At 33.6% G+C, this 20,504-nt stretch carries 18 protein-coding genes; 4 read left to right on the top strand and 14 right to left on the bottom strand.

Features of this window, described 5'->3' with window-relative positions; genetic code table 11:
- Window positions 1–9: 9 nt before the first annotated feature.
- The 7 genes from HM986_RS01750 to kynU form a co-directional block, all read right to left on the bottom strand.
- Window positions 10–1,095, bottom strand: coding sequence for an amidohydrolase family protein (locus HM986_RS01750; protein ID WP_179333364.1), 1,086 nt, complete (start codon window positions 1,093–1,095; stop codon window positions 10–12).
- Between the two features lie 186 nt (window positions 1,096–1,281).
- Window positions 1,282–1,818: a 3-hydroxyanthranilate 3,4-dioxygenase gene (locus HM986_RS01745; protein WP_179333363.1), complete on the bottom strand. Its 537-nt coding sequence runs from the start codon at window positions 1,816–1,818 to the stop codon at window positions 1,282–1,284.
- A 100-nt stretch (window positions 1,819–1,918) separates the two neighbouring features.
- Window positions 1,919–2,701 carry an SDR family oxidoreductase gene (locus tag HM986_RS01740; protein WP_179333362.1) on the bottom strand — a complete coding sequence of 261 codons (783 nt, stop codon included), beginning with the start codon at window positions 2,699–2,701 and terminating at the stop codon, window positions 1,919–1,921.
- A 430-nt stretch (window positions 2,702–3,131) separates the two neighbouring features.
- Entirely contained in the window at window positions 3,132–4,571 is a 1,440-nt protein-coding gene (locus HM986_RS01735) for an aldehyde dehydrogenase (protein ID WP_179333361.1), read from the bottom strand.
- 70 nt (window positions 4,572–4,641) lie between these two features.
- On the bottom strand, window positions 4,642–5,073 hold the full coding sequence (locus HM986_RS01730) for a RidA family protein (RefSeq protein ID WP_179333360.1): 432 nt from the start codon (window positions 5,071–5,073) through the stop codon (window positions 4,642–4,644).
- Window positions 5,074–5,365: 292 nt separating this feature from the next.
- On the bottom strand, window positions 5,366–6,766 hold the full coding sequence (locus HM986_RS01725) for an FAD-dependent oxidoreductase (RefSeq protein WP_218841376.1): 1,401 nt from the start codon (window positions 6,764–6,766) through the stop codon (window positions 5,366–5,368).
- A 267-nt stretch (window positions 6,767–7,033) separates the two neighbouring features.
- Window positions 7,034–8,311 (bottom strand): kynureninase, encoded by a 1,278-nt coding sequence (kynU, locus tag HM986_RS01720; RefSeq protein ID WP_179333359.1) that lies wholly within the window; start codon window positions 8,309–8,311, stop codon window positions 7,034–7,036.
- Window positions 8,312–8,464: 153 nt separating this feature from the next.
- Between kynU and HM986_RS01715 the strand changes: the two genes are divergently transcribed.
- Complete coding sequence (locus HM986_RS01715; protein ID WP_179333358.1) at window positions 8,465–9,847, top strand: sensor histidine kinase; 1,383 nt, start codon at window positions 8,465–8,467, stop codon at window positions 9,845–9,847.
- 153 nt (window positions 9,848–10,000) lie between these two features.
- Here HM986_RS01715 and HM986_RS01710 read toward each other — a convergent pair whose 3' ends face one another.
- On the bottom strand, window positions 10,001–10,690 hold the full coding sequence (locus HM986_RS01710; protein WP_179333357.1) for a hypothetical protein: 690 nt from the start codon (window positions 10,688–10,690) through the stop codon (window positions 10,001–10,003).
- 40 nt (window positions 10,691–10,730) lie between these two features.
- Here HM986_RS01710 and HM986_RS01705 point away from each other — a divergent pair, with 40 nt between their 5' ends.
- Together HM986_RS01705 and HM986_RS01700 are read left to right on the top strand one after the other, a co-directional pair.
- Complete coding sequence (locus HM986_RS01705) at window positions 10,731–11,531, top strand: class I SAM-dependent methyltransferase (RefSeq protein WP_179333356.1); 801 nt, start codon at window positions 10,731–10,733, stop codon at window positions 11,529–11,531.
- Between the two features lie 72 nt (window positions 11,532–11,603).
- Entirely contained in the window at window positions 11,604–12,491 is an 888-nt protein-coding gene (locus HM986_RS01700) for a carboxypeptidase-like regulatory domain-containing protein (protein WP_179333355.1), read from the top strand.
- A gap of 57 nt (window positions 12,492–12,548) precedes the next feature.
- Here HM986_RS01700 and msrA read toward each other — a convergent pair whose 3' ends face one another.
- From msrA to HM986_RS01685, 3 genes are all read right to left on the bottom strand, one after another.
- Window positions 12,549–13,211: a peptide-methionine (S)-S-oxide reductase MsrA gene (msrA, locus tag HM986_RS01695; protein WP_179333354.1), complete on the bottom strand. Its 663-nt coding sequence runs from the start codon at window positions 13,209–13,211 to the stop codon at window positions 12,549–12,551.
- A gap of 154 nt (window positions 13,212–13,365) precedes the next feature.
- Window positions 13,366–14,151, bottom strand: coding sequence for a zinc ribbon domain-containing protein (locus HM986_RS01690; protein ID WP_179333353.1), 786 nt, complete (start codon window positions 14,149–14,151; stop codon window positions 13,366–13,368).
- A gap of 2 nt (window positions 14,152–14,153) precedes the next feature.
- The gene (locus HM986_RS01685) at window positions 14,154–15,248 is read right to left on the bottom strand and encodes a Nif3-like dinuclear metal center hexameric protein (protein WP_179333352.1); all 1,095 of its coding nucleotides are present in this window, start codon (window positions 15,246–15,248) and stop codon (window positions 14,154–14,156) included.
- A 40-nt stretch (window positions 15,249–15,288) separates the two neighbouring features.
- On the opposite strand from HM986_RS01685, the gene lpxK reads away from it, so the two are divergent.
- Complete coding sequence (gene lpxK, locus HM986_RS01680; protein ID WP_179333351.1) at window positions 15,289–16,287, top strand: tetraacyldisaccharide 4'-kinase; 999 nt, start codon at window positions 15,289–15,291, stop codon at window positions 16,285–16,287.
- On the opposite strand, the gene HM986_RS01675 is transcribed toward lpxK, so the two are convergent.
- From HM986_RS01675 to lipA, 3 genes are read right to left on the bottom strand one after another with little or no spacing between them, the layout of a single operon-like run.
- A complete protein-coding gene (locus tag HM986_RS01675; protein WP_179333350.1) occupies window positions 16,280–18,520 on the bottom strand; it encodes an ATP-binding protein in 2,241 nt (746 codons plus the stop codon). The two genes, lpxK and HM986_RS01675, sit on opposite strands and share 8 nt — an antisense overlap.
- A gap of 29 nt (window positions 18,521–18,549) precedes the next feature.
- Window positions 18,550–19,566 (bottom strand): type I glyceraldehyde-3-phosphate dehydrogenase, encoded by a 1,017-nt coding sequence (gene gap / locus HM986_RS01670; RefSeq protein WP_179333349.1) that lies wholly within the window; start codon window positions 19,564–19,566, stop codon window positions 18,550–18,552.
- Entirely contained in the window at window positions 19,566–20,438 is an 873-nt protein-coding gene (gene lipA, locus HM986_RS01665; protein WP_179333348.1) for a lipoyl synthase, read from the bottom strand. Before lipA ends, gap begins: the two co-directional genes overlap by 1 nt.
- Between the last annotated feature and the right edge of the window lie 66 nt (window positions 20,439–20,504).

The following is a 20,504-nucleotide window of genomic DNA, read 5'->3' as shown; positions in this document are numbered from 1 at the left end:
ATAAATTATTTAAGATAGGATACGTGAAACTAATTTTTGCTTCGAGTCTTCATTATCTCCGCACAACCATTGAATGACGTTATCTTCCCAAATGGCATCACATTCGGTTTCGGTTATAATTTTTCTATCTACCGCTAAATCCAGTATTTTTCCGGGGTAAGACGATTGTTTTTCGCTCTCCATTTCGCCAAGTGGGTAAGGATCATCTAACCCCATTAAGACTTGTTTGGAACCTTGATTTCTAATTAATAGTTCTAGACCACCAGTATCGTGTACTAGCGTATCAAAGAATATATTTTTATGACCAACTGCTTTTCTAGGATGACTTTTACCTTCAAATAAATCTGGTCGCCCGTCAAAACCCTGAATACGTCTACCTAAGTTTATTTGTGCCAATTGTCCTCCGTGTGCAAAACACGTGCGCATATTTGGGTATTTGTCTTGGTAACCATTTAAAGTTAAGAAATGGTACGCATCGGCACATTGTGCCAGCATCCAAATTAAGTGAAACCTCCAAGAGGTATTTTCTAATTTTATGAATTTTTCTCCATCGTAAGGATGAATTTCAACAGCAAGATTGTATTTGTTTGCTAACTCAAAAATAGGTTCGTTTTCTTCATCAAAAATACAACGCCAAGTTCCGATGGTATCCATGTAATGCGTCGGTAAACATAAAAGTTGAAGGCCTAAAACTTCAACACAGCGCTCAATTTCCCAACAAGCCCCACGGACAAACCCAGGATGAACAACAAAACCACACGTAAATTTACTCGGGTGATTGTGTTGAATTTTGGCGTTAAAATCATTTTGAAAACGTAACGCTTGTTTCATTTCTTCAACACGTAACCCGTTACCATAAAGTTGAGACAGGTTTAAAACAACGGCGTGGTCAATATTAAAACGCTCCATCCATGCCAATTTTTCATTTAAGAAAAAACTAGAATCTGTAATGGGGCGATTCCAATCTTTTTGAAGCATGAATTTTCGGTCTTTATCTACCCAAAAAATACCTTTGTCTTGCATAAACTGAGGTATTTCCTCTGGATAAGGAAGTAAATGTGAATGACCGTTTATTCTAAGTTTTCTTTTTGTCATATTTAGTTGTCATGCTGAGTGCAGTCGAAGCATCTCGTTTTATCATTCCTGCGAAAGCAGGAATCTTATTAATTGGAATTCAATTTAATCTTGAATTCTTTTGTAATTATTTTTTACTTCTTGTAAAGGCAATTATCTATTGCTTAATAGTTATTTAAAGCTCACAGATTACTCCTTTCACAGAAATTAGTCTTCAATCTGAACCTTCTTAGGGGGTTCCATTACCGCACCACAATTCGGACACTTACGTTTGTCCTTGTCTCCGTAATATTTGTCGAAAATTACAGGCATATCCGTTTCGATATTTTCAACGGTAAAATCCTCTTCGTACAATTTGGTAGTACAGTTTTCACAGAACCAAAGTAAGGCATCTTGCACTCCTTTTTCTCTCGGGTATTCTATAACCAATCCAACCGTGTTTGCTCCACGTTGCGGTGAATGCGGAACTTTTGGTGGTAAAAGAAATATTTCACCTTCTCTAATGTGAATGTCCTTTGGTGTGCCGTTATCAATGATCTTAAGCACCATATCACCTTCGATTTGGTGAAAAAATTCTGGTGTTTCATTATAATGATAATCCTTTCTGCTATTAGGACCACCAACAACCATGACTATATAATCTCCATCTTTCCAAACCACTTTGTTACCAACTGGTGGCTTTAATAAATGACGATTTTCATCGATCCATGCTTTAAAGTTAATAGGAGGATATATTTTGCTCATGGTTATATTGTTTTGTCGTCATTCCTGCGAAGGCAGGAATCTATGTTATTATTGTTTTTATTTTGGATTCCTGTATTCGCAGGAATGACAAGTCATAAAGTTACAAAGATTTTGTTCGTCCGCCATCAACAGGAAGATTAATTCCATTAATATAAGCAGCGCGTTCACTTGCTAAAAACGTTATTGCATCAGCTAATTCTTCTGGTTTTGCAAAACGTTTTGCAGGCACAGCATTTTTCATGGCATTAGCTGCTGCTTCTTCTGTGCTTCCAGATTTCGCCGATTTGTTTTTAATAATTTGGGTTAATCGCTCAGTACCTGTTGCTCCTGGTAAAACGTTGTTTACTGTAATACCAAATTGCCCTAACTCGTTAGCTAAGGTTTTACTCCAGTTGGCTACCGCTCCACGAATCGTATTACTGACTCCAAGTCCATCTAAAGGCTGTTTTACAGATGTTGAAATCACATTTATTATGCGTCCGTAATTTTCAGTTTTCATAAAAGGAACAACATTTTGAGCCAATACATGGTTACATTTTAAATGCTGTGTAAAAGCCGATTCAAATTCTTCTACGTCAGCAGAAAAAACAGGACCACCTTTTGGACCTCCTGTATTATTCACCAAAATATGAAACCCATGATGTTTAGAAATATAGTCTGAAACTTTGGCTCTCAATTCTGTTGGATTCGAAAAATCAGCCACAATATAATCGTGTGGTCTTTGTTGAGGTAATTCTGAAAGTGTTGCTTTTAACTTGTCTTCATTTCTAGCGATTAAAGTGACCTGAACACCTTCTGCAGCTAAAGCCATTGCTGTTGCTTTTCCTATGCCTGCTGTGCTACCACAAACTAATGCGTATTTGTTATTGAGGTTGAAATTCATTTTCTTTTTCGTTTTTATTATAATTACTTATTTTACTATTTAAAATTATGAGTACTAATACTATCGCTTTAGGTTTGTCTTCAAACCAGAAATGATAAATTAACGCCCCTAAAATAAAAGGAAGTATATAACTTATGATTTTACTGAAGATTTGTAATATCTGTTTAATAGAATCTGGTAGTATTAAATATATTTTATCTCTAATTAATTCTATAAATATGTTTAAAAAGTATATCGAAATGTAAATTAATACCATTAGGATAATTAATTTTCCAATATTTATAAAATTATCGAAATTACCTTCTTTAAAAACATCAATTAGAAAATTGACACAAAAGATTATGGTAAAAATAAATAAGACTGGTCTTAAAAATTTTGTCCAAACAAGTAATAAAAATTCTCTTCTGTTCAAGGTGCTTTTTGGATACGGTTAATACTTTATACAAACATTCTTGGCTTCCGTAAAAAAACGCAAAGCTTCAAATCCACCTTCGCGTCCAACACCAGATGCTTTAACACCCCCAAAGGGTGTTCTTAAATCGCGCATCATCCAAGTGTTCACCCAAACAATTCCGGCTTGTAGCTGGTTACTTAGTTTCAGAGTTCGTTTTAAATCATTCGTCCAAAGTGTTGCTGATAAGCCATATTTTACTTTGTTGGCCATTTCTAAAACGTCATCTTCTGAGTTGAATGGCATTATAGTAACGACAGGTCCAAATATTTCTTCTTGGTTTACTCTGCAATCATCATTTGGTACTTCAATAACTGTAGGTTCTAAATAATAACCATTTTCATATCCATTTACTGTGACTTCGTTTCCACCACATAAAATAGTTCCATTTTCATTTTTAGCGATTTGAATGTAATCTCTTACCTTTTCTAAATGCGATTTAGAAACTAAGGCTCCAATATTGGTATCTGCTTCAGATGGATGTCCAACTTTTAATGCTTTTACTTTTTCAACAAAGTCTTTTTTAAATTTTTCATAGATAGAAGCTTCCACAAAAATGCGACTGCCACACAAGCAAATCTGCCCTTGATTAGCAAAAGACGAACGAACCGTTGTTGCTAACATATCTTCATAATCACAATCTGCAAAAATGATATTTGGGTTTTTCCCACCTAATTCTAAGGATAATTTTTTGAATAGTGGTGCAGCGACTCTCGCAATATGTGCTCCTGTTGCTGTGCCTCCTGTAAAACTTATGGCTTTAATGTCTGGATGCTCAATTATGGCTTGTCCTGTTGAGGTTCCTAATCCGTGAACAATATTTAAAACACCTTTTGGTAAACCTGCTTCGTTACAAATTTCGCCTAGTAAATAGGCCGTCATTGGTGTGATTTCACTTGGTTTGGCAACTACGCAATTTCCTGCCGCTAAAGCTGGTGCAATTTTCCATGTAAATAAATAGAGTGGAAGGTTCCAAGGCGAAATACAACCCACAACTCCAATAGGTTGACGCAAGGTGTAATTAATGGCATTTTGACCTATAGATTCATGACTTTCACTCGCGAATTGTGTAATCGCATTTCCAAAAAATCGAAAATTACTTGCTGCTCTAGGAATATCAACGGCTTTAGCTAATGAAATAGGTTTGCCATTGTCTTTACTTTCGGCTTCTGCAAAACGGTCTAAGTTGGCTTCTAGTAATTCTGAAATTTTAATTAGAATTCTGCTGCGTTCTTCTAAGGTTGCGTGACTCCAGCTATAGAATGCTGATTTTGCACTTTTGTATGCGCTTTCTACATCTTCTTTTGATGAGTTTGGAATTTGTCCATAGATTTCTCCATCAGAAGGGTTGTAGTTATCTATCCAATTGCCTTGAATTGGATTTTGGAATTTTCCGTTTATGTAGTTTTTGATGTTCATGTGTTATCAGATGAAAGAACCAAGAGAAAAGAGGTAGGAAGTATCTGTATATTTCTTGGCTCTTGGTTCTTTAATCTTTCTTCTTATAAGCCATAACCTTAATCTCCACCACCAAATCCGGATGCGGTAACTGATGCACTGCAACTGTTGTTCTGGTTGGTCCTGTTTCTTTTTCAAAGAATTCTCCGTAGGCTTTATTATAGTCAGCAAAGTCATTCATGTTGACTAAAAAAGAGGTCACATCTACCACATCTTTTAAGCTGGCTCCAACTTTTGCTAAGTTCTTTTCTATGTTTTTTAGAACTTCTTGGGTTTGGGTGTATGCGTTTAAACGCTTTGTTTCCATGTCGTCGATGAGGTCAACGCCTGCAATGGTGTTATCTGCGCGTCTAGAACTTGTACCCGAAACGAATATGAAGTCTCCGACTTGTTTTACGTGTGGATAGGCTCCTCTTGGTGTTACACCTGTTCCTTCGGAAGTAGGTTTTGTATTGTTACTCATAATTTTGTATTATCGGTCATTGTGAATCACGTTTTTTCGTGATGTGACAATCTGCTTATTTTTATTATGTTCATTTGCCTTGATGCAAACGAACCAAAAATCACAATCAATCTGAGGAAATTCCTTCGGAACATTCGCTTTCAGAATTCCGTGCTTAAAGCTTCGCTTCGCATCTACATTCCTTCGCTCTTTATTTCTGCAGATTGATGTTCAATTCTTTGAATTGATTTGGGACATTAGTATTTACTAATTACTGTTTTCAATCCCAAGTTTGTTAGTTGTTTGCTAGCATCTAATGTAACCCAGCAATTCTATCATCTTCTAAAATAGCTTCAGTTTCTGCTTTTACTTTTTTTAGAATATCTTTTAAACCGTCTTCGGGTGAAATAATTTTATCCGTTAACATATTTAAAATCGCTTTATCCTGAGCTCTTCCTCTTAACATGGCTTCTCTGTAGCCTACCGCGGCGTTGAAAGTTACTAAACTATATTTAGAATCGTATTCCGTTGGAAACTCTTTTTCTAGAGCCATTTCTATTTTTCGTTTTTCTTGAAAAATAGGATTTGATACGTGACCTTTCATTTCGTGGAAATTATCTATCGCTAAATCGGCAATAGCATCTGTGTCTTTCTTTCTATTTTTTTCGTAAGCTGTAAAAGTAGCTTCCCAGTTTTCTAAATTTTCGTCTAAAACTTTATCAAATTCAACCACATCTTCAAAAGAGGCATTCATACCTTGACCATAAAAAGGCACAATAGCATGTGCAGAATCTCCCATCAGTAGTGTGTTTCCTTTATAATGCCAAGGTGAACATTTTACGGTTCCTAATGCAGCTGTGGGGTTTTCGAAAAAATCGTCCACTAAATTGGGCATAATTGCTAAAGCATCTGGAAATTCTTTTTGGAAGAATTCCGTAACTAATTCTGGTGTCGTTAAATTATTGAAATTGTATTCGCCTTCAGCATAACTTAAAAATAGTGTGACTGTAAAACTACCATCTAAATTTGGTAAGGCAATTAGCATAAAACTACTTCTAGGCCAAATATGTAATGCATTTTTGTAGGTTTTATAGTCGCCGTTTTCTGTTGGTAGAATGCTTAATTCTTTATAACCATGACTTAAATAATCTTGCGAAAAGCTGAATAGAAATTTCTTTCCAAGGTAATAACTTTTTCTAAGTGCAGAACCTGCTCCGTCTGTTGCTATGATACAATCCGCATCTTCTATGAATTCTTCTTTAGAATTGTAATCTTCAAATAAAGCAGTAGTTTTTTCAAAATCTACAGATTTACATTTTCTGTTGAAATAAATTTTTACATTGTCATGCTTTTCGGCTTCATTTAAAAGTAATGCGTTTAATTCCCCTCTCGAAATTGAATTAATATATTGATGCTCGCGTCCACTATAATTTGATAAAAAAGTGTTGCCGTCTTTATCATGAATCATTCTGCCATTCATTGGTATGCAAAGTTCCTTTACTTTGTCTTCAATGCCAACAAGTTTCATGGCTTTGTTACCTCTGTCTGAAAATGCTAAATTTATAGAACGACCTGCAGAGATATCTGTTTTTCTTAAGTCTGGACGCATTTCGTAAACAGTAACGTTGTAGCCTCTTTGTCCTAATCTTAAGGCTAGTAGGCTTCCGCAGAGTCCTGCGCCGATAATTAATATGTTTTGTTTTTTGTTAATCATATATTTATTTTTCTGTTCATTTGCCTTGATGCAAACGAACCAAAAATCACAATCAATCTGAGGAAATTCCTTCGAAACATTCGCTTTCAAAGCTTCATGCTTGAAGCTTTGCTTCGCAGTTCCGCTTTTTCGCTCTCTATTTCTGCAAATTGATGTTCAATTATCCGAATTGATTTAGGACTTGATAGTTTAATTATTCCGTTCTTAATTCAATCAGTATTCTATTTGTGTTAATAAATCCATTCCAGTTCCTTTTTTGCTAAATAACTAAGATGGGCTTTTTAATATTGTTTTCATTTTTTCAACCATCAAATACACATCTTCAAATGAATTGTACAACGGAATTGGTGCACATCTAATCACATCAGGTTCTCGCCAATCGCTAATAACTCCAGCTTCGGTTAATTTGTCGTGTAATGATTTATCTGCATTTAATACTTGAATAGATAATTGGCAACCGCGTTCATCGGGATTTTCTGGAGTGATAATTCTAATGGTATCTTCGCCTAATTGCTTCAGTAAAAACTCGAAATAACCAGTTAGTTTTTTCGATTTTTTTAGAATTTTATCAAATCCGACTTCATGAAACATATCTAAAGAAGCTTTTATAGCTGCCATGGATAAAATTGGTGGATTACTGAGTTGCCAACCTTCGGCTCCTGGTAACACATCAAACTCATGTCGCATATTAAAACGTGTATCTTTATTGTGGCTCCACCAACCTGTAAATCGGTTTAAGGTTTTATCATAGGCATGTCTCTCATGAACAAAACAACCCGATAAACTTCCTGGTCCAGAATTCATGTATTTATACGTACACCAAACGGCAAAATCGGCTCCGGAATTATGTAAATCTAAATCGACGTTTCCGGCTCCATGTGCGCAATCAAATCCAACTTTACAACCGTAACTGTGACCAAGCTTTGTAATCCGTTTAAAATCGAAAAATTGACCGGTGTAATAATTGACGCCTCCAACCATAATAAGTGCAATTTCATTTCCGTGCGCTTTGAGAATGGTTTCTAAATCTTCATAATTTAGTAATTCTTCGCCTTCTCTTGGTTTCCATAAGATTAAACCTTCTTTATCATCGTAACCATGATGACGTAATTGTGACTCTACAGCATATTTATCGGAAGGAAAAGCATCACTCTCTATGAGAATTTTATAACGTTCCTTTGTTGGTTTATAAAAGGAAGCCATCATAAAATGCAAATTTGCAGTTAAAGAGTTCATAGTGACCACTTCAATAGGTTTTGCGCCAACAAGCTTTGCTGTAGCCTCCGTTAAAAATTCATGATAAGGTAACCAAGGATTTTTAGCATCAGTATGACCTTCTACTCCGAGATTTGCCCAATCTTCTAATTCTTGATCGATATAAGCCTTGGTTGATTTTGGCTGTAGGCCTAATGAGTTGCCACATAGGTATATAAGATCGTTTCCGTATTTGTCTTTTGGAATATGAAATTGTGCTCTGTAGCTAGATAATTCGTCTAATTCGTCTTGTTTTTTTGCATAGTCAAGACCTAATTTGTAGTTGGACAATTTGAAAGGTTTTTCGGTTTGTAACAAAAATAGCATAATTATATGATATTTCCTTTAATCGATTAATGTAGAAAGTAGTAGGGAATTAAAAAGAATTAAATAGTTTTACGTATCTTTTTCAGACTAAATTTATAGTTATTAATTATTTTATAGATGCTAAAAAAACTTTGGTTGTCCTATCGCCAATGGTATATTAAATATAGTGGTTTTTCTAATGATCAAAAAGAAAGAGACGACTTATCATATTTTAGAGATAAATTGTTTATTTCAATTTTAATATTAACACTTGCGTTAAGCTTAATTTCTTATATCCCTAGTGCAGGTATGGCTATTGCATTAGAAAAATGGTTTGTTTTTGTCATAGATACTGTAGCTGTTTTGGTTATGATGTTTTTGATTTTGAATAAGCACATGCGGCTAACCACAAAGAAAACTATATTTTCTATTAATCTCTTTGTGTTGTCTTTTGCTTTAATCATTGATTTAGGACTAAATGGTAATGGAACTATTTTATTATTTATGCTAAGTGTTTTAATAACGCTTTACAGTGGAAAAAAAGCGGGTGTTAATTCTGTTTTGTTATCTGCTGTATTTTATATTATTGTATTATTCATTGATTTAACTAAGTGGATCGATATTCGGTTTTTTTCAGAATCTCCAATAGAAATATTATTTGTTGTTTTTATTAATAATATAGTTTTTGGACTACTTACTGTACTTTCCGTTTCGTTTTTAATAGATCGTTTGCATAATGCCTTGTTAAAAGAAAATGAATTACAAGAAGAGCTTCTTGAGAAACATAAAAATGTGGTCATTGCAAAAGAGCGTGCAGAGCAATCGGATCAACTGAAATCTGCTTTTTTGACGAATATGAGTCATGAAATCAGAACACCAATGTATGGCATTTTGGGGTGTGCAGAGCTTTTAAAGGAATACCATCAAGAGGACAGTGAGTACCAAGAATATGTTAAAGTAATAGAAGGTAGTGGTAACGAATTATTAGATGTTATTACAGATATTTTAAATATATCTAAGATTGAAACCGGACTTATGACGATCAAAAAAACATTATTCAATGTTAATAATCTTATTGAAGAGGTTTATAAAATGTTTGCACCAGAAGCAGAATTAAAGAATGTTGAGTTTATTTTAAATAATTTCATTTCAGAAAAGGACAGTCAAATATATTCAGATAGCGATAAATTCTCCACTATATTAAAGCATTTAATAGAAAATGCTATAAAATATACTTCAAGAGGAGATAGTATAATATTTAGCTGTAGTTTAGATAGGACGACCTCCCAATTAGAGATTTTTATCCAAGATACAGGGGTTGGTATTCCTAGAGATAAAAAAGACACAATTTTTAATCCTTTCTATCAAGTTGATGTCGGTAATGAAAAAGCGCTTCATGGATCTGGTATTGGCTTGTCTATATCAAAGGCTTATATTGAGATGTTAGGAGGAGGTTTAATTTTAGAAAGTGATATTGGTGTAGGCACATCTTTTAGGTTTTATATATCAGTTGATACGTAAACATTAGATTTTATTTCAAAAAAAAAGCACCCTAACATAATTGTTAAAGTGCTTTATATATAATAGACGCCAAAAGGCGGAAAATGTAAGCTATGCGCTTTAAGTTAAAACTTAGAGCACGAATCTTACATTATAGGATGCAAAAATACAGTGTTATTTCTCATCATCCAAAGCAATACTTATATCTGTGAACTTCAGATTCCAATTGCTACTTTCTTGTTTGTGATCTGTCGCAATCTTAATACCGTTGTAATCTTTATAATTTTCAAAAGTGGTTATTAGCGTAGGTTCTTTTGAATTTCCATTTCTGTAAATCCATTCTTTAATTATAAAGTCATCATCATAAAAAATATCATAAGCATCTCCAGGGGTGTAGCCACCTTCGTCAGAGTAGGTAAGAGTTATCATATGTAATTCTTTTTTGCTAATTGGAGCATGTGCTTTTGTTGATTCAGAAATTGTCGCAGAGGTATCCCATACCAATTGAAAAGGAACGAAGAGCCAGAATTTATCATTAATAAAACCGCGGTCATTGGCCATTTGCGTACTGTCCATATTGTTTCTTGAATATCTCTTTTCTCCATATAAAGATTCAAAGAGGACTTCGTTGCTCTTAGGAAACCAAGACCAAGACCTTCCTTTGCCGTTTAAAGCATCGGTATTTACTTGAAATGTAAATTTGACTTCAGATACATTTTCCCAATGGCCAAAACCATGGGCGTTTGCAATTTTTTCAGCTATGGATAATAGTTGCTTATTAACTTTTAAGGTCGTCTGTTCTGGGTCAGATTTACAGCTTGAGACGATTAACAGACTGATTAAGCCAATATATAATGATTTCATAATAAAAGTTGTTTTAAATTACATGCTAAATTAATCAACCATGAAAGATGAGGCCAATTATTTTAAAGTTAATAAAGAGACTTGGAATAAGAAAGTAGGTATACATGCACAAAGTGACATGTATAATATTGATGCTTTTAGGAAAGGAAAAAGCTCTTTAATGCCTTATGAATTAAATGCTTTAGGAAATGTAAAAGGGAAGAAGTTATTGCATTTACAATGTCATTTTGGTCAAGACACGTTAAGTTGGAGTCGAATGAGGGCGAAGTGTGTAGGTGTAGACCTGAGCGATGAAGGTGTTAAATTAGCAAAGCAATTAAATACCGAATTACAACGCGATGCAGAATTTGTGTGTTGTAATGTTTTAGAGACCTCTAAGCATATTTCTGAAACCTTTGATATCGTATTTACGAGTTATGGCACTATTGGTTGGTTGCCCGATTTAAAGCCTTGGGCTAAAATGATTTCAGAACGCTTAAATGTAGGAGGAACGTTTTACATTGTAGAATTTCATCCTATTGCATGGATGTTTGATTATTTGGATGGGCAACCAAAAATGACATATCATTACAGCCAAGAGGACGCAATTTATGACGAATATGAAGGGACTTATGCCTGCCAAGATTCAAAAATGGTGAGTAAGGAGTATGGGTGGAATCACGGCTTAAGCGAGGTTGTTAATTCACTTATTGAAGCTGGATTGCAAATTGATTATCTTAATGAGCATGATGAAAGTCCTTATGATGTATTTCCAGATTTGATAAAGACAGAATCAGGAATGTATAAAATGAAAAATCAATTGTTTCCTATGATTTTTGAATTGAAGGCGACGAAAATTTAGTTAGAGATTGTTTTGGCCTTTTAAGTTTAAAACAATTAATATTCAAGGAATTATAAATTAAAAAAAACAAATTTGAAAATAATCACACTTTTAGTCGTTCTGTTTAATCTTAGTATTGGTAATGCTCAAGCCATTAATGGTGTTGTAAAAGATTCTTTGTCTGGGGAAGTCATAGCGTATGCGAATATCGTTTTAAAGAACGGGAAAGGAACTTACTCAGATGAATCTGGAAGCTTTAAATTGAATATAAAAAACACTAATACTGACACTATAAAGGTTTCTACAATGGGTTATGAATCTAAAATGATATCAGTCAATTTGTTAAAAGATAATTTGGTTTATGATATCTTATTAGTCCCTAAAACTGAAGGTCTAGATGAGGTACTTATATCTAGTAGAAAACTAAAATATGGTGAAAAGGAAATTTTAGGTGAACAGCGCGAGGGCAATCAGAGTGTTACGTCTTTAATAGGATATGAAACCGCAGTTCTAATTGAGAATCGTAAGAACAAAACAGGAAAAGTAAATAGGGTTTACATCAACCTAAAAAAAAGAAATGATGCCGAATATATAGCCACTTTTAATGTGAAATTTTATCAATTTGACTCTATAGCTAATGCACCAGGGAAATTATTGTATAATGAAAATATATACATTCAACCTAAAAATAAAAAATACAGATTATGGGTTAATGTTTCAGATTTAGGTATTCTGTTTCCTGAAAATGGAATATGTGTCGGAGTAGAAATGGTTAACACACATGGTAAGGTTAAAAAGTACGCTTATTTTGGTCCCATGTATAGATATACATTTACAGAGAATAAGATGTTGCAGACTTGGTCTAATTATCACAATTCAGGTTGGAGAGAAGGATTTATTGAGTATAAAAATCCAAAACGTACTAAAGAGGGAGTTTTAAATCCAATGATTGGTATTGAAGTGGAGTATATTTCGGAATAAGTTTTTCATAATATTTTAAGACCTATCAGATTTTCAAAACCTGATAGGTCTTAAATGTTAATGCTTTCCACCATCTTTTAATAACTCAGGAAATTTAGCTTTAAACTTATTCAAACGAGGAACAGATACATTTCTTATATAACCTTGATTGGGGTGGAGTCGTTCATAATTTTGATGATAATCTTCAGCTATCCAAAATTTTTGAAATGGATAAACCTCGGCTGCTATAGGTGCATCTAATGTTTTTGACAACGCCGCTTTTTTATCTTCTATGATTTTCTTTTGTTCATCGTTTTGGTAAAAGATTATAGAACGATATTGCGAACCATGATCAGGTCCTTGTCCATTAGCCTGAGTTGGATTTTGTGATCCAAAATAGACATCGACCAAAGTTGCAAAACTTATAACTTCAGGATTGTAAATTATTTCAACAGCTTCTGCATGTCCGGTTTTTCCCGTGTTACTTTCTTCGTAAGTTGGGTTGTCTGTATGTCCTCCAGCATAACCAGAAATGGATTCGTCAACCCCTTTTACACTTTCAAAAACGGCTTCGACACACCAAAAACATCCACTTGCAAAATAAGCTTTGGCTTTGTCATTTTCTAAAGGTACAACTACGGGGTCGGCCTCTATTACGGCTTTTTGTTTAGAATTTGTCTGTGCTTGGTTATGACAACTGAATAGTATTGTAATAGCTAAAATGCTTAGTAACTTTTTCATATTTTAATTTTTCTATATTTAAGTAGTCGTATAAAGTTACATTTCCTTAAGTAAAATAGTTTTAAAATTATATTAAAAGAAAGCTGCTTAAACCAATTTAAATAAGAAAAGCCTTTGCGATTGCAAAGGCTTAGATATGTTATGTAATGAATGTTTACTTGCTAAGTTTAGCAAATAATTTATTCATTTTTACTTTTTCTTCATCAGCTAATGCAGCATCAACCAAGATACGTCCACTATGCTCATCAGTAATTACCTTCTTACGAGAAGCAATTTCTACTTGTACTTGCGGTGGAATTGTAAAGAAAGATCCTCCAGATGCACCACGTTCTATAGCAACAACAGCTAAACCGTTCTTAACGTTGTTTCTAATTCTTTGGTAAGCATTTACTAAACGTTCGTCAATTTTCTTTTTAAAATCTTCAGACTTACTGTTAAGAGCCTCTTCTTCTTTTTCAGTTTCCTTCAAAATTTCATTAAGCTCTCCTTTTTTGTGCTTTAAATGCGCAACACGGTCTTTTAAACGATCTTTAGTTTCAGAAATAACTTCTTTTTTCTGCTCTATCTGAACTTTAAATTCTTTAATGTGCTTTTCTGCCAATTGAATTTCTAATTCTTGAAATTCAATTTCTTTAGTCAGTGAGTTGTATTCTCTGTTATTTCTAACATTTTTCTGCTGCTCACTATATTTTTTAATTAAAGTCTTAGCTTCTTCGATTAAGTTTTTCTTAGATTTAATCTCATCATCAATAATAGTTAGGCTATCATTTAGCTTTTCCATTCTTAAGTTAAGTCCTTCAACTTCGTCTTCTAAATCTCTAACTTCTAAAGGAAGTTCTCCTCTGACATTTCTTATTTCGTCTACTCTAGAGTCAATTAATTGTAAATCATATAGTGCTCTTAACCGCTCTTCAACAGAAACTTCAGCTTTTTTTGCCATAATTATAGATACTTTATCGGATTTGTATTTGTCTTTGATAAAATGATTGCAAAATTAGTGATTTTTTTCGAGAGATAGTCTACTAAAAATGATTTTGTGAACTGTTCACTTTCATAATGTCCAATATCTGCCAATACAATTGCATTTTCTGCACTGAAAAAATCGTGATATTTGAGGTCTGAAGTGATTAAAAGATCAGCATTGGCAGCTTTTGCGGCGGATATAGCAAAACTTCCTGAGCCCCCTAAAACAGCTATTCGCTTTATGGGTTGATTCAACGATTTAGAATATCTAATGCATTCTGTTTGCATTTTGTTTTTTATGAAATTTAGACAATCTTCCGTTTCCATGGCGTTTTCTAACTCTCCAACCATGCCAATACCTATATGTTGATTTGTGTTTTCTAAGGTTAAAATTTCATAAGCAACTTCTTCATAAGGATGAACTTCAAAAAGGGTTTTTAGTACTTTGGATTCTAAATGCTTTGTGAAAGTTAAAGAAATTGCTACTTCCTCTTCTGTATGTAATTCACCTTTTTTACCAATTACAGGATGAGAATTTTCATTTCCTAAATACGTGCCTTTTCCTTCAACATTAAAACTACACGATTCGTAATTACCAATACTTCCTGCGCCAACACTAAATAAAGCAGTTCTCAACGCTTCTGCATTTGCTTTTGGAACATAAGTCTGTAGCTTCTTAATAGTGCCAGATTGCGGTATTAAAACCTTTTTATTAGTTAATCCCAATTGGTCACAAATGATAGAGTTAACACCTTGAAATGCATTGTCTAATGCCGTATGAATAGAAAATATAGCAATATTATGCTGTATGGCTTTTATAACGACACGCTCTACATAGGTTTTACCTGTTAGTTTTTTTAAACCCGAAAATATGATAGGATGGAAACTTACAATAAGGTTGCAATTGTTTTCTATAGCTTCGTCAACGACTGCTTCAAGCGTATCCAATGTAACGAGAATACCAGAAACATTTCGATTTTTATCCCCAACTAGAAGTCCTACATTGTCAAAATCTTCGGCATAAGCTAACGGAGCTAAGTTGTGCAGGTGATTAATTACATCTTGTATAATCATAAGTGTATATTTGTTTCAAAAATAATATAATTTAGCTGTTGTGAAGTTTATACGCATCATATTGTTCCCTATTGTTCCGTTTTATTACCTAATTACTTGGTTGCGTAATTGGTTGTTTAATGTTGGTTTTAAATCTTCTAAATCTTATGAGTTTCCTGTGATTTGTGTGGGGAATCTCAGTACAGGTGGAACTGGTAAAACTCCTATGATAGAGTATTTAATTCGGCTTTTAAAAGATGAAAAGTCGCTTGCCACATTAAGTAGAGGTTACAGACGAAAAACTGACGGTTTTATTTTAGCAGATGAAAACGCTAATGCAGATACTATTGGAGACGAGCCTTTTCAGTTTTATAGAAAATTTAATAATATTAGTGTTGCGGTTGACGCAGACCGGCAAGCTGGTATTTCTAAACTTAGAAGCATAAATCCGCAACCCGAGGTCATCTTGTTAGATGATGCCTTTCAGCATAGAAAAGTAAATGCAGGTTTTAATATTCTTTTAACGGCATACCATAATCTTTATTTCAATGATATTGTTTTGCCAACAGGCAATTTACGAGAGCCGAGGTCTGGGGCTAATCGCGCAGATTTAATCGTGGTTACTAAGTGTAATAAAGATATTTCGGAAGGGGAAAAGAAAAAAATCACTTCTAAATTAAAAATTAAAAGTAATCAGCAGTTATTTTTTAGCTATGTGGATTATGCTATGGATGTATTGTCAGAATCAGATTCAAAGGAGTTGAGTAAACTTCCAAAATTTACTTTAGTTACAGGTATTGCCAACGCCAAACCACTTGTTGATTTTTTAGTTGAAAAAGGATTGAAATTTGATCATCTAGAATTTAGTGATCATTATGATTTTAGAGCTTCTGATATCGAAAATTTAGAATCAAAGAGTTTAATACTTACAACTGAAAAGGACTATGTAAGATTAGGCGATTATAAAAGCTTGGAAGGTAAACTGTATTACTTGCCTATTGAAATAAAAATAGATAATGCAGTGCAATTTAATGCGGCTGTTAGGGGCTTTATTAACTAAAGAAACTAGATATTATTTTTTCTCCAGAGAGTGCGGCATGCAATTTATCTTCAAAATCGTCTTGTTTAAATGGTTTTGAAATAATATCATCAAAACCTGCATCTCCAAACTCGTGCATTTTATCTTCTAAAGTTACAGCTGTTAATGCAAAAATGGTAAGTTCTTTGTCAAAAGTTCTAATGATTTTAGTTGCTTCTAACCCGCTAATACCTGGCATGTGGATATCCATTAAAACAACGTCGTATGTGGTATGCTTTACCTGTTCTACTGCAGCTTCTCCATTATCAACAACATCACAATAAAGATTCATTTTATTAAGAATTTTTTTAGTAATCATTTGATTGATTTTATTGTCCTCTACAATTAGAATCTTAACGTTGCTTAAATCCAATCCTTCCATTTTATTTTCTTTTTTAACTTCTACTACCTCTGGTTTGTCGACATTTTTATCATATTCTAAAGGAATTTCAAAAAAGAATGTGGTGCCCTTACCAAGCTCACTCTTTAAGTAGATTTTACCTTTCAGAATCTGAATTAGTCCTTTTACAATTGATAAACCTAAACCAGTACCTCCATACTTTCTGTTAATTTGTACCGAGCCTTGAGAGAAACTCTCAAACATATGATTTTGTTTTTCTTTTGTAATACCAATACCATTATCTTCAATTTCGAAACGAAGGTTGTATGTGCTATCTTTTATATCGATTTTGTACGCTCTCACCCAAATGTCTCCATCTTTTGTAAATTTAATAGCATTTCCAAGTAGGTTAATTAAGATTTGGGAAATCTTTAACTGGTCACCGATAAATGTTTCCGGTAATCCTTTTTCATAATTAAAATGAATTTGAGTTTCTTGATCTTTAGCCGAGTTACTCAGCGCCGAGATTACATTTTCTAACTTGTTTTTAAGATTAAAATGTTCAGGATCTATTTCAACTTTATTTGCCTCAATTTTATTAATTTGAAGAATATCATTGATAAAAGTTAAAAGATAGTCTCCTGAAAATTTTAAAGATTTTAAATGTTGAATTTGATGCTCTTTTGGATCTTCATCTAATAACATGTTAGTAAGGCCTGTTACCGCATATAATGGTGTACGTAATTCATGTGTGACGGTAGATAAGAAATTAGCTTTCGTTTTAGAAGCTAACTCTGCTTTCTCTTTTGCAACAATAAGCTCATCATTTTTTTTATGAAGCATAGTGTTGGTATTCAGTCTTATATTGTTGTTTTTATATAGTGATAAGGTTAGCAATGACAAGATGGTTATTAATGCAATACTTAATATTGTTGTTATCTTAGTAAATGCACTATCTGCTGTTACTTCATCAATTTGTGCTTTTAATTGAGCGTTTTTAGCATCATTATAATTGCTAATATTTAGACCAGATATGCCTGGTACTAAATTTTCGCGTTTAATGTTTAATATGGAATCTGATAGATGGATGTGTTTTTTAATAAAATAATGAGAGTTTTTAAAGTCACCATTTTTTTCGTGGATATCACTTAGCGTTAAATACGCCTCGTTTACATTCTCTATATTATTTAGTGATTGCGCAATGGTTAAACCTTCATCGGTTTGCGATAAGGCCATTTTTGGATTATTTAGTGCACTATATACTTTTCCACTCTGAATTAATGCACTACTAAGGCGACGCTTCTGATCGTATTTTTTTGCTATAATGATTGTAGTCTCGAGCTTTTCCTTGGCTTCTTCGTAGCGTCTAAGAGATATAAAAACTTTAGCCTCATTTAAAGTAACTTCAGACGTGTATTCTTCTAAACTTTCTTGCTCAAAGAGATTTTTTGCAGAATTAAAATATTCTAATGCAATATCGTAATCTTCTTCGGTACTATGAATTACACCTTTTATATTATAAGTTATGGCAAGACTAGCTAAATCATCGTTTTCGCGTTGGATTTGAATGGCTTTATTAATAGAAATATTAGCTTGATCTTTTTCGCTAACTAAAAACTGAACTTTAGCAATTTTGGTGTGAATTCTACCTTGACTAGTTTTATCGTCAATTTTTTCTGCAATATCTAATGCTTTGTCTAAGTTGTCTTTAGCGTTGTAGTAATTGCCTCGATCATTGTCATATTTTGCTTGGTCTAAACGATTTTGAAGTCTTAAAACAAGTACGTCTTTATCTTCTATACCACCTTGTTGTGCGAAAATTACACAACAAAAACACGCTAAAAAAACAAATATGTAGTATTTGATCTGGGACATTCAGCTCAGTTTGATTTGAACAAATATAATTATTTATTCGATAAAAGTGATTGTTTGTCGGTTAAATTGCAGATTAAATCGAGGATTCTTGAACTATAGCCAGTCTCGTTATCATACCAGCCTACTATTTTTACCATATTGCCTATGACAGAAGTCATCTGAGAATCAAAAATACAGGAGTGCGGATTACCAACAATATCAATAGATACAATAGGGTCTTCAGTGTATTCTAAGATACCTTTTAATGCATTTTCTGCAGCGCTTTTAAAGATTTCATTAACCTCTTCTATCGAGGTAGGTTTGTTAACATTTATAGTTATATCGGTTAATGAACCATTTGCAACAGGAACTCTAATGCCACAGCCTCCAATTACATCTGATAGCTCCGGAAAAATTTTAGTCAGAGCTTTTGCGGCCCCTGTAGTTGTTGGTACAATAGATTGACCAGCAGCTCTTGCGCGTCTCAAATCGTTATGAGGCTGATCGTGTAAACTTTGATCTGTAGTGTAAGAATGTATGGTAGTTATGTAAGCTTGTTTTATACCGAGATGCTCTTTTATTAAAGAAATCATCGGTGCAGCATTATTAGTTGTACAAGATGCGTTAGATAAAATAGTTTCTGAGCCATCTATGCTATAATCATTTACTCCTAAAACAATTGTTTTAATGTCATCTTCTAATGCAGGAACCGACAAAATAACGTGTTTAGCTCCATTTGTAATATGATGTTGAAGTTCTACCTTTGTTTTAAATTTTCCTGTAGATTCTACAACAAAATCGGGTTGAACTTTTAACCAATTAATGTCTTTTGGATGTGATTGTTGATACAATGGAATTGAAATACCATTCACAATAATGTGATCTTCATTAGAAGAAACGGTATCTTTTAATACCCCATGGATACTATCATATTTTAATAAATGACTTAAAGTTCTAGCATCAGCGAGGTCATTTATTCCAACGACTTGTACTTGCGGATGCTCCATAGCTAGCCTAAAAACACGACGACCAATTCTACCAAAACCGTTAATGGCTATAGTAATCATTAGTTAATATGTTTTTGAGCCTTGTACGAAGATCTAACTAGCGCACTACTTTCTACATGTCTAAAACCTAACTCTAATCCAATCTCTTCATATTCTTTAAATTGATCTGGATTAATAAATTGTTTTACAGGTAAATGCTTTTTACTTGGTTGTAAATATTGACCAATTGTAACAACATCAACGTCATTATCTCTTAAGTCGTGTAATGTTTGGATGACTTCTTCGCGTTGCTCACCTAAACCGAGCATAATACCAGATTTGGTTCTGCGCTGTCCTTGTGATTTTAAATATTTTAATACTCCAAGACTACGGTCATATTTTGCTTGTATTCTAACTTCTCGTGTTAAACGTCTTACAGTTTCTATGTTATGTGAAACGACTTCTGGCGCAACGTCAATAATACGATCAATATGTTTTTCGATGCCCTGAAAATCTGGTATAAGTGTTTCTAAAGTGGTTTCAGGATTCATGCGGCGCACAGCTTTTACAGTTTCACCCCACATAATGCTTCCCATATCTTTAAGGTCATCGCGATCTACACTTGTTAAAACGGCGTGCTTAATTTGCATTAGTTTAATAGAACGTGCTACTTTTTCTGGCTCATCCCAATCAACCGTTTCTGGTCGTCCAGTTTTAACACCACAAAATCCACAAGAACGTGTGCAAACGTTTCCTAAAATCATAAAAGTCGCTGTGCCTTCTCCCCAACATTCTCCCATGTTTGGACAGCTTCCAGACGTACAGATAGTATTCAGTTTATACTTGTCTACTAAACTTCTAAGTTCGGTGTATTTTTTGCCTGTAGGTAATTTTACTCTTAACCATTTAGGTTTTCGTTCTGGTAAAATATTTGAAGCAACTTTAGTTTCCATGCAATTATAAATTTCAGGAAACAAAGATACAAAGTAAATAATTAAAATAGTCTTCTGAAATAGAGA

The sequence above is a fragment of the Winogradskyella costae genome (assembly GCF_013403865.1).
GTDB lineage: Bacteria > Bacteroidota > Bacteroidia > Flavobacteriales > Flavobacteriaceae > Winogradskyella > Winogradskyella costae.
This window is presented reverse-complemented; position numbering and strand designations above follow the sequence as displayed.

Bases quoted from the DNA above. Each gene is read 5' to 3' on its own strand.
- HM986_RS01705 (WP_179333356.1), top strand. From the start codon at position 10,731: ATGAAAGATGAGGCCAATTATTTTAAAGTTAATAAAGAGACTTGGAAT.
- HM986_RS01735 (WP_179333361.1), bottom strand. From the start codon at position 4,571: ATGAACATCAAAAACTACATAAACGGAAAATTCCAAAATCCAATTCAA.
- HM986_RS01690 (WP_179333353.1), bottom strand. From the start codon at position 14,151: ATGGCAAAAAAAGCTGAAGTTTCTGTTGAAGAGCGGTTAAGAGCACTA.
- HM986_RS01740 (WP_179333362.1), bottom strand. From the start codon at position 2,701: ATGAATTTCAACCTCAATAACAAATACGCATTAGTTTGTGGTAGCACA.
- HM986_RS01725 (WP_218841376.1), bottom strand. From the start codon at position 6,766: ATGATTAACAAAAAACAAAACATATTAATTATCGGCGCAGGACTCTGC.
- HM986_RS01745 (WP_179333363.1), bottom strand. From the start codon at position 1,818: ATGAGCAAAATATATCCTCCTATTAACTTTAAAGCATGGATCGATGAA.
- gap (WP_179333349.1), bottom strand. From the start codon at position 19,566: ATGATTACTATAGCCATTAACGGTTTTGGTAGAATTGGTCGTCGTGTT.
- HM986_RS01730 (WP_179333360.1), bottom strand. From the start codon at position 5,073: ATGAGTAACAATACAAAACCTACTTCCGAAGGAACAGGTGTAACACCA.
- msrA (WP_179333354.1), bottom strand. From the start codon at position 13,211: ATGAAAAAGTTACTAAGCATTTTAGCTATTACAATACTATTCAGTTGT.
- HM986_RS01685 (WP_179333352.1), bottom strand. From the start codon at position 15,248: ATGATTATACAAGATGTAATTAATCACCTGCACAACTTAGCTCCGTTA.
- HM986_RS01675 (WP_179333350.1), bottom strand. From the start codon at position 18,520: ATGTCCCAGATCAAATACTACATATTTGTTTTTTTAGCGTGTTTTTGT.
- HM986_RS01750 (WP_179333364.1), bottom strand. From the start codon at position 1,095: ATGACAAAAAGAAAACTTAGAATAAACGGTCATTCACATTTACTTCCT.
- HM986_RS01710 (WP_179333357.1), bottom strand. From the start codon at position 10,690: ATGAAATCATTATATATTGGCTTAATCAGTCTGTTAATCGTCTCAAGC.
- lipA (WP_179333348.1), bottom strand. From the start codon at position 20,438: ATGGAAACTAAAGTTGCTTCAAATATTTTACCAGAACGAAAACCTAAA.
- HM986_RS01715 (WP_179333358.1), top strand. From the start codon at position 8,465: ATGCTAAAAAAACTTTGGTTGTCCTATCGCCAATGGTATATTAAATAT.